Below are 11311 nucleotides of genomic sequence, written 5' to 3'. Positions count from 1 at the left end.
TGACGTAGCCGATCTCAGCAAACTTGTAGTTCAAAAACTGCGTGCCCGTCATCCGGCCACCGTTGGTGAGCTCGAGGATGATGTCATCCCCGTCGCCGGAGACAATCTTGTCGAGCTTATCCAAGGTGACAACCACGCTGGTGAATACGGCGGGTTTGGTTCCGCCGTGGGACTTGTTGAAGAAGACCTGTTTGGTTGCTTCCAGCAGGTTGTTCTGGTTGAGAGATTCTAGAACGCCACGCATTTCGGTGACGGTCATGGGGTCATCGGTAATGGTTAGCGAGTGCGGGCCTTCCGAGCGGTAGGTCATGCGCACCCCAGGTTTCGGCACACGTTTAGGCTTGAGTTCTTTTAAGCGCTTGGCTGCCACGGCTGGGATGTTTGGTGCTGGGGTGCCGGCAAGCTTGACCCTCAGGTTCCAGGCATGCAGCTGATTTTTCAGCTTCTTGGTGTAGGACTCAATCAGGCTGAGCGTGGCTAAGTCGTGGCCTTGCTCTGCGGCCCGGTGGCGGGCTTGACGTTGTTTACCCGTGAATTTCGTGGCGCCGAAGTAAATGTGGTTCAGGCGTGCTAGTTCGGTGGCATCGGCTAGCGAAGCGCCGAGTGTGCGTAAACGTTTCTCGCCTCCTACCGCCTGCTCCACCAGTGTGATCCCCGAGTTGCGGTAGGAGAAATAGGTCTCTAAATCCCCCATGACCCAGAACACTAAAGCACCCTCACCAACCCCGCAACCGGAGAGAGAATCGTTAGAGCTTGATCATCGACTCCCAGCCGAAGGGGATCTCGTCAGAATCGACGATCTTGCGGCCGAACGGGAAGCACGTCACCGGGATCATCTTCAGGTTGGCCCACGCAACCGGAAGGCCCACGATGGTCACGGCCTGCGCCGCTGCAGTGGTGACGTGGCCGATAGCCAACCACAGGCCAGCGACCAGGAACCAGACAACGTTGGAGAACCGCGACATGCCACCAGTACCCTTGACCGGCTGAATGACGGAGCGCCCGAAAGGCCACAGCGCGAAGTTCGCCATGCGCATCGAGGCCACGCCCGCAGGGATGGTCACGATGGGGATGCAGGCCAGGATGCCCAGAAGGAAGTAGCCTAGGGCGAGGACAAGGCCACCAGTTGCCAACCAGATGATGTTAAAAATGATCTTCATACATCCCAGCCTAGCGACGCGGCTGGCAGTGTGGGCACCACCAGATGACGCGCTCCAGCTCGCCTTCGTCGCCGCCGGCATCCACTCCGCCCAGCATGGCCTTCTCAATGAGAGTGCCGCAGCGCCGGCAGCGCCGACGGTTACGGCCAAAGACATACGTGGTCTCCCCCGCCCGCTTCACACCGGTGGTCACGCGCACCGGGGAATCGCGGTTGGCCCAGATGAGGCGGCGGGAGAGGGTGAGGATATGGGGGACGTCGACAAGCGCTACCGGCGTCGCTGGATGAACGCCAGCCAAGAAGCAGATTTCGGCGCGGTACTCGTTGCCCAAGCCCGCCACGTTGCGCTGGTCCAGGAGGGCCGCACCGATGCTGCGCTCAGGGCGGGACTCGATGCGACGCACTGCCTCCTCAAAGCCTCCTTCTAACCACTCCGGCGCGAGGATATCGGGGCCCAAGTGCGCCATGCGCTGCTCAAACTCGCGGGCGGGGAAAGCCTCGACCAGCCCTAGCCAGTGCCCCACCAACTCGATGTCGCGCGGGGAGTTCTCTAACTGCAGCACCACGCGCGCGCTGTGGCCCGGCTTGCGCCAGCGGTCCCCGGCGTAGTGGATGGCCCACGTGCCCTCCATCTTAAGGTGGGTATGCAGGATGAGCTCGCCACCAAAATCCATGAAGAGGTGTTTGCCATAAGGCCAGACTTCCTCGCACACTAGCCCGTCAAAGCGCACGGTGGCATAGCGGGGCACGCGCAGGGATGAATAGGTCACGCGCCGGTCTTCCATGAACTGCAGACGGTTGGACAGCTGCAGAACGGAATCACCCTCTGGCACAGTAGAACCTCCTCACCGAACGGGTGCCTACTCTACCGGTGCGTCCTTTCCCACACCGAATGCCAAGGAGGCGGAGAGTGTTCTAAATCTCGGCGGCGAATAATTCGCCGACGCAGGCGAAACGCTGATGTAGAGCAATCAGCGCCGGCGCCGGCGCGGGCGGAAGCCGCCGGGACTGCTGGGCGCAGATGGTGGGTCGTTAGGCTCAGAGGAGTCCACGGGGTCGTCGAAAGTCAGCTCCTCTATGGCGTCCACAGCACGGCGCCCGCCTCGGAGCAGGGGACGGTGCGGCTCGGCGGAGCGCGCGTCCTCTCCAGGTTCGCCGTGCTGTCCTGCACGGCTGGAAGAAGAAGTGTGTGCGGAGCCGCTCATGCGCACTCCCTTCGGGGTCAGCGCGGCGCCCAGGGCGCGCAGTTCGCCGGCGAGCTCAGTTTCGAAGATGGAGCGGCCGTTGGCTTTTTCAATGACGAGCTTGCTCAAACGCCCAGAAGCCACGAGTTCATTGAAGCCGTGGAGAATCGCAGACAACACCTCGGCGCGCTCGATTCCCTCAGGAAGTGCGTTAAAGAACGTGGTCAGCGTCTTCCCGCCGCGGGTCAGGTGGGCTACGGGCAGGCCATCCATGAGTACGACGAGTGCACCGGCGGCACGGGGTGGACGGGCTGCAGAGTCGGGGCCGTCGGAGGGCGGCCAGGATAGCGCAGCACCATACGGGTTGGCCGGGTCGGTCGCGGCCAACACATAGGTCTGCGGCTCGCGGGCACCGGACGGCCAGCCGGTGACGTCGGGCGAATCTGCCAGCCCGCGCAGGCGGTCGATGACCGCTGGCGTGGAGAATTGCGCCGCGCCCAAGCCCTCAATGACGTAGCCGCGCATCGCCTTGCCGGACTCCTCGAAGCCGGAGAGCACCTTGTAGGCCAAGGCGAAACCGCCCAGGACATCCTCGGCCACCACAGAACCGCGGGTAAGCACGCCATAACGGTCCAGCCAGGCCTCGCCGTGCGCAATGGAACGCGAGGTTGCGTCCGTGGCGGCTGGAACGGATAGCGACCAGCGTCCCACCACGTCGGGCGCGGTCGGCGAACCAGACGCAGTGTGTGCTTGCGCAAAGGACGTGCGCCCCATGCGCAGGCGTGAGCGCGAAGGCCGGTGCTTGGCTCGGTGTGCGGCGCGTCCGGCTCGGCCGCCTGCGGCCAAGTGGGCGCGGATGGGTGCGAAGGAATCGGGGCTGACCAAGCCTGCTTCCACCAGTCCCCAGAGGGCCTCGCGAACTTCCTCGGCGGTGCCGCTCAGCTGCGACTGAATATCGGAGATGAGGTAGCTGCCACCGCCCTGCAAAGCCTCCAGCAACTGGGTCTGCAGCAGGGACACGCCAGCCTCCTCCGCGGAGACCTGCGGGGCGAGCTGCGCGGCATAGTCCGCTGGCAACAGCATGATCCACGGGTCGTTGGAGCCGGCTTTGCCGGCGCCGAGGATGAGGACCTCGCCGCTGGCGGTGAGCTCATCGAGCATCGTCGGCGAATAATCACCTACGCGCGCAGGCAAGATGAGGCTCTCCCAGGCCGAGGCCGGCAGGCGCACACCGGCCAGCTGCTCGATGACGGCAAAGACGCCGTCCACCCCTCGCAGCACTGGGCGCCGGCCTACGGCAGCCACCTGCTGCCACTCCGGCAGGAAACGCCCGAAAGCTGCGGGCGAGACCGGCTGCGTGGCCGCCCGGGCAGCAGCCAGCGAGCGCGAGCGGATGACCTTGAGCACTTCTGCCGCGCAGTATTCCTGCTCTTCCACGCCCTGCCGGTAGTGCCCCGCCAAGATGGAATCCAGACCGTTCAGCGTCGAATGCGCCACCGCGGCCGAGAGACCAAAAGCTTCTTGCACATCGCGCGCCACAAACGGACCGCGCGTGCGCGCCCAGCGGCTGACAAGCTGATCCACGGCGTCGGTAATCGTGGCCTGCTGGGCGGGGATGCCGGGCGGAACGGGGATGCCCAAACCGTCGCGAAGCAGCGGCGCATCCAATGATTGCGCCACGTGTACGCGGCCGTTGATGCGTACCCGCATAATCCGCGCACCGAGCGCATCGAGTGCGCTCAATGGAACCGTGGCGTGCGTACCGAATTCCTCAACCGAGATGGGGCCGAGCACACGCAGCAGGTCCGCGACCTCCTCGGTGGTGCGCGCCTGTCGTTCCGGAGTGGTGCGTTGCAGTTGGGCGTGGACTTCGGCGATAACGTCGGCGTCGAGAAGCTCGCGCAGCTCCACCGTTCCCAAAAGCTTCGCCAGCAACGCCGGGTCCAGGGCCAAGGCCGCCGCGCGCTTTTCCGCCAGGGGTGAATCCCCCTCATACATGAACGCGCCGGTGTAGTTAAAAAGCAGCGAAGATGCGAACGGCGAGGGCTGCTCCGTGGTGACCTCCGCAATGCGAATGCGACGGTGCGCCAGCTCCCGCATAACCTCCGTGAGAGCTGGCAGGTCGTAGACATCCTGCACGCACTCGCGCACGGTCTCCAGGATGATGGGGAAAGAGGGGTAGTTGCGGGCGACGTCGAGAAGCTGCTCCGCACGCTGGCGCTGCTGCCACAAAGGCGCGCGCTTGCCCGGGTTACGCCGCGGCAGAAGCAGCGCTCGCGCCGCGCATTCCCGGAAACGCGAGGCAAAGAGCGCCGAGTTGCCCACCTGTTCGGTGACGATGTCGGCGATCTCATCGGCGTCGAAAAGAAAGAGCGCGGCATCCGGGTCCGCCTCGCCCTGCGGCAGGCGCAGCACGATGCCGTCATCACCCGCCACGGCCTGCGCATCCATCCCGGTACGCTCCGCCACGCGCTGTCCCACCGCCAGCGCCCACGCCGCATTCACCGGCCTGCCAAACGGGGTGTGCAGGAGCACGCGCCAATCCCCCAGCTCATCCGTGAAGCGCTCCAACAGCAGCGTCTTCTCATCCGGAATGAGCCCGGTGGCCTCGTTCTGTTCCTGCAAGTAGGCGGCGATGTTGCGGCGGGCGAGCTCGTCAGCATCGCGCACCACGGACGGATCCGCATATGCTTCACGACGAAACGCCCCCAGCGCCTTGCCCAACTCATAAGGCCGCCCGGCCTGGTCGCCGTTCCAGAACGGCAGCCGGCCCGTGTGCCCCGGCGCGGGTGTGACCAGCACCTGGTCACGCGTAATCTCCTCGACCCGCCAACTCGTTGCGCCGAGGGTGAAAATATCGCCCACGCGGGACTCATACACCATCTCCTCATCGAGCTCGCCCACGCGGCGCGGCGCGGAACCGGCTTCACCAGTTCCCACCAGGAAGACGCCGAACATGCCGCGGTCCGGAATGGTGCCGCCGTTGGTCACCGCCACGCGCTGCGCGCCAGGGCGCGGAGTGAGGATGCCTGTCACGCGGTCATAGACCACCCGGGGTTTGAGCTCCGCAAAGTCCGTCGAGGGATACACGCCACTAACCAGGTCCAGCACGGAGTCAAAGACCTCGCGCGCTAGGTCCTTATAGGGCCAGGCGCGGCGCACGGTGTCATACCACGTGTCGGCGTCGAGTCCCTCGCTCGTGCCCGCGCTTGCCGACGCCACCACCGCCGCCACCGTCTGCTGTGCCAAGACATCCAACGGGTTGCGCGGGGAATGCATCTCCTCAATGAGGCCCTCCTCCATGCGGGCAACGGTGAGTGCTGATTGCACGAGGTCCGCGCGGTGCTTGGGATAGAAAGAACCGTGGGAGACCGCGCCCACAGAGTGCCCGGCGCGGCCCACGCGCTGCAAGCCGGAGGCCACCGAGGGCGGCGATTCCACCTGCACTACTAGTTCCACCGCACCCATGTCGATTCCCAGCTCCAGAGAGCTCGTGGCCACCACGGCTTTGAGCGTGCCTTCCTTGAGCATGGTCTCCGTCAGCGCGCGCTCGTCCTTGGACACTGAACCGTGGTGAGCGCGGGCGATGACGGCAGGAGCCTTACCGGCGACGTCGACCTGTTTCATCAGCTGGGCTGGGTCGCGCCGGGTAGCCGGGCTCAAGGACTCCGGATCGTGCTCCTGAGCATAGAGCTCGTTGAGTCGGCTGGTGAGCCGCTCGGCAGTCCGGCGCGAGTTGACGAAGACGAGGGTGGAGCGGTGCTCCATGATTTCAGCGTAAAGCTCTTCTTCGATGAAGGGCCAGATGGATTTCGCTGTGGGCAGAGCGGAGTCTCCTGGCCCGCTCTCTTCCCCGCGTTGCGAGTGTAGGCGCAACGTGTCTTGAGGGCCTGCGGTGATGCCAAGGGGGTCGTCGACAGTAGCCTCCCCGATGGGCGAGCCCTGCTCCGGGGTAGGCAGATCCGACATGTCTTCCACCGGCACGTGGACGTCGAGCTGCCAGCGCTTCTTTGCTGGTGGTGCGATGATGTCGACGGGGCGGTCACCGCCCAAGAAATTCGATACAGCGCTCAGCGGTCGCACCGTGGCGGAGAGCCCAATGCGTTGGAACTCACCCGCGATAAGCCCGAGGCGCTCCAAAGTCAGGGCCAAGTGCACGCCGCGTTTGGTGCCGGCGAGCGCGTGGATCTCATCGATGATGACGGTGTCCACGGTCTTCAAGATTCCCGCAGCCTTGGAGGTGAGCATAAGATAGGCCGATTCCGGCGTGGTGATAAGGATGTCCGGTGGCTTGCGCACCTGGCGGGCGCGTTCGGCTTGCGGGGTATCGCCGGAGCGTACTCCCACAGTGATATCCGGTACATCTAGGCCAAGGCGCTCGGCGGTCCGCGCAATACCGTTGAGCGGGGCGCGCAGGTTATTCTCCACGTCCACGCCCAGTGCTTTGAGCGGGGAAATGTAGAGAACCCGCACGCCATCGTGGGCACCTTCACGGGCTGGTTCATTGCTCAGTGGCAGCGCGGTCTGGCCCTCGCGCTCCACCAAAGAATTCAGCGCCCACAGAAACGCCGCGAGCGTCTTACCGGAACCCGTCGGCGCCACCACGAGTGCATTGTCACCTGCGGAAATGGCCTGCCAGGCTTCCTCCTGAACGGGGGTGGGGGTAGCGAAAACGTCCGCGAACCAACCGGCTACCTGCGGGCGGAACTTCGCCAGAACGTTTTTGGGCATGCCCTACTGTAGCGCGCGCGGTAATCTGGGCAGCATGACCGTTGAGATTTCTGATTCCCGTCTAACTAATTCCCTCGCCGATGGCTGCGGTGAGATCCTCAAAGGCGTGCGCAACGGTGGCCTGCTGCGTGGCTTGGCGCTGGGTGATGCCGGCGATGAAGCCGCTCAGGAATGGATCGCCCGCGTCCTCGAGCAGCACCGCCCACAAGACGGGGTTCTGTCCGAAGAGGCCTCCGATGACTTGAGCCGGCTGAAAAAGGACCGCGTGTGGATCGTTGACCCACTCGACGGCACCAAGGAGTTCGCTACCGGCCGCCAGGACTGGGCCGTCCACATCGCGCTGGTAGAAAACGGCGTCCCCACCCACGCAGCAGTAGGCATGCCGGATATGGGTGTCACCTTTAAGTCCTCCGATGTGCGCGCGGTGACCGGCCCGCTGTCGAAGAAGTTTGTGGTCTCCCGCAACCGCCCGCCGAAGGTCGCAAACTATGTTGCAGAGAAGATGGACTACGAGACCGTGGGCGTCGGCTCCGCGGGTGCCAAGGCCATGCACGTACTCCTCGGTGACTATGACGGTTACATTCATGCTGGCGGTCAGTACGAGTGGGATCAGGCTGCTCCGGTCGGCGTTGCTTTGGCTGCGGGCCTGCACTGCTCCCGCCTTGACGGTTCTCCCATCACATTCAACAACGAGGACACCTTTATCCCCGACCTGCTGGTCTGCCGCCCCGAGCTGGCCGACGACATCCTCGAACACGCCGCCGCCTACGCGGAGGCCAACGGCGGGTACTAGGTTTCTTGTGCGGCGTTCCCCTCCTACGCAGCGCCGCTAAGTCAAAGTCCCAACTCGTCTGCAAGACGAGAAACCATTCGAGCATGAAACTCGTGGTAGTCATTTAGTGTGTCTTTGCCGAGGTAACCGAAAACCTCGGCATTAATCACGCCAATTATCTGTATCCACGCCTCAAGCGCCTTTTCCATGACGTCAGCGGGAAGTTCCACATCAAGTTCATCAGATGCCGCCGCAAGGTCTTGCGAGAGCTGAGAGGAACGCGGTTCTAACTCTTTAACCGAGGTCTCAGTTAACAAAACGGCTAGTCGCCGACTAACTTTTGTACCCGCACCCGTTGTTTCTGAGGCGGGCGCTTCGTATCCAATGATGGGCGTGCCGTAAATAAGGGCCCACCTTTGAGGAAATTTCAAAGCCCACATTCTCATAGCGGCAACAAGGCTCACGAATTTAGCTCGCGTCCCAGTGGCCGCACCCACTCCTTGGGCAACGGCGCCATCGAGCGCTTCAAACGCATCGATAATCAGCATCGTTAATAGGTGGGCCCTGTCGGGCACATAGCGGTAGATACCCGAAGAAACTATCCCCAAATCACGAGCAATTGCACGCAGATTCAAGGCTTCTGGGCCACCTGCATCAAGCTGCTTTCGTCCGAGCTCAACAATGCGCGACATCGTCTCTTCGCGAGCACGCGCTCTTGGTGTCATCGACATATGAAAACTATATCAACACAAAAGAGAGCACTGCTCTTGACGGTAGCCGAGTGCAACTATAACCTAAGAGAGCACCAGTCACTAATAAGAGTGGAGGACACTCAATGCACTTTCTCATCACCGGCGCGGGCCCCGTTGGCCGTGCACTATCACGTGAACTCGCAAAAAGAGGGCACACATGCACAATCATGACGCGGCGACAGCCCCAATTCGCCACCAGTGAAAACGTTGATTTCAAGAAGGGCGACGCAACACACAGTGACGCCTACCCCGACCAGATCGACGGCATTGCCCACTGCATCCACGCCCCATATGACGCACAAAAGTGGCGCGACCTACTCATTCCAGCTGAAGAAACCGTGCTGAAGGTAGCCACCCAACGGGGCATCCCCGTCGTCTTTCCCGAATCGATGTATGGGTTCGACCAGACTTACGAGGTGATTTCGCCTGATACTCCCCTCACCCGATCTCGCAATGGAAAACCCGGTGTTCGAGCGACCCTAATCGAGAACCGCTTAGCCTCCCCCTCGCGCACTACCTCAGTAATCGCGGCCGATCTGTACGGACCAGATGCCGGCCCCGGATGCGTTTACCATCAGCTCATCATTGGGAAGAAGCGTCCCCTTGCTCTTTTTAACGCACACGCTAAACACTCGGTCACGTATCTTCCAGACTTTGCACGAGCGTTGGCAGACGCACTTTTAGGTGATTCAACACCCCCAATAATTTCCACACCTTGCGCTCCCGCTCTGACTCAAGCTGAGTTTGCTCGACGTGCCGGATGCCAACACTCCCCCATCACTATTCACTCATGGATGCTAAAAGTAGCTGGCGTTGCCAGCACGGACCTCCGAGGGCTGAAAGAAATGAGATACCTGTGGGACCGTCCCTCAATTCTTACCGGCGCCACGTCCTCATGGCAGGCGACCCCAACCGACGAAGCTCTAGAGGCTATTTATCAAGCCCAGCTATCGAAATAACAAATCTCATCACCAGTACCCCTACCGCTCTACCTAAGATTTCTCCAACGTTCTACACTTGGACATCATGAGTGACACTCCCATCGCTTCTTCAGCCCTCACAACACCATATGAGGATCTTCTCCGCCGCGTCCTCGAAGAAGGCACACCCAAAGGCGACCGCACCGGCACCGGCACCCGCTCCCTGTTCGGCGCCCAGCTGCGCTACGACCTGGCGGAGTCTTTTCCGCTGCTCACCACCAAGAAGGTTTATTTCCACGGCGTGATTGGTGAGCTGCTGTGGTTCCTGCGCGGCGAGTCCAACGTGAAGTGGCTGCAGGACAACAAGGTCCGCATCTGGAACGAGTGGGCCGACGAGGACGGCGAGCTGGGCCCTGTCTACGGCGTGCAGTGGCGCTCGTGGCCCACGCCGGATGGCCAGCACGTCGACCAGATTCAGGTCGCGCTCGATACCCTGAAAAACAACCCGGATTCGCGCCGCAACCTGGTCTCCGCGTGGAACGTCTCTGAGTTGGACAAGATGGCGCTCATGCCCTGCCACCTGCTTTTCCAGCTCTATGTAGCTAACGGCAAGCTCTCCATGCAGGTTTACCAGCGCTCGGCGGACATGTTCCTCGGTGTCCCCTTCAACTTGGCCTCCTACGCCGCGCTGACCCACATGTTTGCCCAGCAAGCAGGCTTGGACGTAGGCGATCTCATCTGGACTGGAGGCGATTGCCACATCTACAACGACCACATAGAGCAGGTCAAGGAGCAGCTCTCCCGTGAGCCGCGCGAATACCCGCAGCTCAAGCTCCATAAGGCCGCGAGCCTCTTTGACTACGACTTCGAGGATTTCGAGGTCATCGGCTACGACCCCCACCCCACCATCAAGGCGCAGGTGTCCGTCTAATGCTGGGCGCAATCTGGGCCCAGTCCCTCGACGGGGTCATCGGTGACGGTGCCGTGATGCCCTGGCACGTGCCGGAGGATCTCAAGCACTTCAAAGAGGTCACCATGGGCGCGCCCGTCATCATGGGCCGCAAGACGTGGGAGTCCCTCAACCCCAAGTTCCGCCCGTTGCCGGGCCGGGACAACATCGTACTGTCCAGCCATGAACCCGGCGAATGGTCTGCGGGTGCCACCGTGGTGGACAACCTCGATACCGCACTCGACGCCACGCCTGGCGACGCCTGGATCATCGGCGGCGGCCAGCTCTACCGCTCCGCCCTCGACCGCGTGGACACCATAGAGCTGACCCTCATGGGCGTACAGGTCGGCGATGCCTACGGCGCGGATGCCGTCCTGGCCCCCGCCGTCCCGGACGCATTCAGCCTGTCCGCTGATAGCGACTGGATTACCTCCGCATCCGGTCACCTCACCAGCCCAGGCCAGCCGCCCAGCGAGCTGCCGATGAAATACCGTTTCCTCACCTACGACAGAAAGGCTGCTGCTTAATGGCTATTGCCCCGGAAACCACCGAACACGTCACCATCTTCTACGCCGACTGGTGCCCGTTCTGCCAGCGCCTCATTTCCGCACTCAACCGCACGGAGACCCCGCACGCGCTTGTCGACGCCGAAGCCGAAGGCACCGAAGACATCAACGCGTGGATTGAGTCCGTCAACGACGGCAACCGCATCGTGCCCACCGTCCTCTACTCCGACGGCACCCACGCCACCAATCCCGCTGCTAGCGAGGTCCGCGCCAAGTACGCGGAGCTGGCCGGCGAATAAGCCCCCCCATTACGTTGTTAGCAGTTCCGCTTGAAGGAG

General features: G+C 62.6%; 9 protein-coding genes and 1 pseudogene. 5 read left to right on the top strand and 5 right to left on the bottom strand.

Features of this window, described 5'->3' with window-relative positions; all coding sequences use genetic code 11:
- The 4 genes and pseudogenes from HMPREF2875_RS09310 to HMPREF2875_RS09295 form a co-directional block, all read right to left on the bottom strand.
- A pseudogene (locus tag HMPREF2875_RS09310) lies at positions 1 to 694 on the bottom strand (HNH endonuclease); the annotation flags it as partial.
- Positions 695 to 746: 52 nt separating this feature from the next.
- Complete coding sequence (locus HMPREF2875_RS09305) at positions 747 to 1160, bottom strand: YccF domain-containing protein (RefSeq protein ID WP_070672447.1); 414 nt, start codon at positions 1158 to 1160, stop codon at positions 747 to 749.
- 10 nt (positions 1161 to 1170) lie between these two features.
- A complete protein-coding gene (locus HMPREF2875_RS09300) occupies positions 1171 to 1992 on the bottom strand; it encodes a DNA-formamidopyrimidine glycosylase family protein (RefSeq protein ID WP_070672445.1) in 822 nt (273 codons plus the stop codon).
- A 138-nt stretch (positions 1993 to 2130) separates the two neighbouring features.
- Entirely contained in the window at positions 2131 to 7074 is a 4944-nt protein-coding gene (locus tag HMPREF2875_RS09295; protein ID WP_070672443.1) for an Lhr family ATP-dependent helicase, read from the bottom strand.
- Between the two features lie 34 nt (positions 7075 to 7108).
- Here HMPREF2875_RS09295 and HMPREF2875_RS09290 point away from each other — a divergent pair, with 34 nt between their 5' ends.
- Positions 7109 to 7867, top strand: coding sequence for a 3'(2'),5'-bisphosphate nucleotidase CysQ (locus HMPREF2875_RS09290; protein ID WP_210388185.1), 759 nt, complete (start codon positions 7109 to 7111; stop codon positions 7865 to 7867).
- Positions 7868 to 7908: 41 nt separating this feature from the next.
- Here the strand turns inward: HMPREF2875_RS09290 and HMPREF2875_RS09285 are convergent, their stop codons facing one another.
- Entirely contained in the window at positions 7909 to 8577 is a 669-nt protein-coding gene (locus HMPREF2875_RS09285) for a TetR/AcrR family transcriptional regulator (RefSeq protein ID WP_070672440.1), read from the bottom strand.
- A gap of 104 nt (positions 8578 to 8681) precedes the next feature.
- On the opposite strand from HMPREF2875_RS09285, the gene HMPREF2875_RS09280 reads away from it, so the two are divergent.
- The 4 genes from HMPREF2875_RS09280 (at position 8682) to HMPREF2875_RS09265 (ending at position 11272) form a co-directional block, all read left to right on the top strand.
- Entirely contained in the window at positions 8682 to 9557 is an 876-nt protein-coding gene (locus tag HMPREF2875_RS09280; protein WP_070672437.1) for an NAD-dependent epimerase/dehydratase family protein, read from the top strand.
- Between the two features lie 67 nt (positions 9558 to 9624).
- Positions 9625 to 10449, top strand: coding sequence for a thymidylate synthase (locus HMPREF2875_RS09275; RefSeq protein ID WP_070672435.1), 825 nt, complete (start codon positions 9625 to 9627; stop codon positions 10447 to 10449).
- Positions 10449 to 10994 carry a dihydrofolate reductase gene (locus HMPREF2875_RS09270; RefSeq protein ID WP_070672432.1) on the top strand — a complete coding sequence of 182 codons (546 nt, stop codon included), beginning with the start codon at positions 10449 to 10451 and terminating at the stop codon, positions 10992 to 10994. Before HMPREF2875_RS09275 ends, HMPREF2875_RS09270 begins: the two co-directional genes overlap by 1 nt.
- Positions 10994 to 11272 carry a glutaredoxin domain-containing protein gene (locus HMPREF2875_RS09265; RefSeq protein WP_070672429.1) on the top strand — a complete coding sequence of 93 codons (279 nt, stop codon included), beginning with the start codon at positions 10994 to 10996 and terminating at the stop codon, positions 11270 to 11272. The genes HMPREF2875_RS09270 and HMPREF2875_RS09265 overlap by 1 nt, the downstream gene beginning before the upstream one ends.
- Positions 11273 to 11311 lie beyond the last annotated feature (39 nt).

It is taken from the genome of Corynebacterium sp. HMSC078H07, from assembly GCF_001812805.1.
Classification (GTDB): Bacteria; Actinomycetota; Actinomycetes; order Mycobacteriales; family Mycobacteriaceae; genus Corynebacterium.
The sequence above is the reverse complement of the archived record's forward strand: the minus strand, read 5'-3'. Positions and strand labels throughout refer to the sequence as shown.

Bases quoted from the DNA above. Each gene is read 5' to 3' on its own strand.
- HMPREF2875_RS09290 (WP_210388185.1), top strand. From the start codon at position 7,109: ATGACCGTTGAGATTTCTGATTCCCGTCTAACTAATTCCCTCGCCGAT.
- HMPREF2875_RS09275 (WP_070672435.1), top strand. From the start codon at position 9,625: ATGAGTGACACTCCCATCGCTTCTTCAGCCCTCACAACACCATATGAG.
- HMPREF2875_RS09295 (WP_070672443.1), bottom strand. From the start codon at position 7,074: ATGCCCAAAAACGTTCTGGCGAAGTTCCGCCCGCAGGTAGCCGGTTGG.
- HMPREF2875_RS09305 (WP_070672447.1), bottom strand. From the start codon at position 1,160: ATGAAGATCATTTTTAACATCATCTGGTTGGCAACTGGTGGCCTTGTC.
- HMPREF2875_RS09265 (WP_070672429.1), top strand. From the start codon at position 10,994: ATGGCTATTGCCCCGGAAACCACCGAACACGTCACCATCTTCTACGCC.
- HMPREF2875_RS09280 (WP_070672437.1), top strand. From the start codon at position 8,682: ATGCACTTTCTCATCACCGGCGCGGGCCCCGTTGGCCGTGCACTATCA.
- HMPREF2875_RS09285 (WP_070672440.1), bottom strand. From the start codon at position 8,577: ATGTCGATGACACCAAGAGCGCGTGCTCGCGAAGAGACGATGTCGCGC.
- HMPREF2875_RS09270 (WP_070672432.1), top strand. From the start codon at position 10,449: ATGCTGGGCGCAATCTGGGCCCAGTCCCTCGACGGGGTCATCGGTGAC.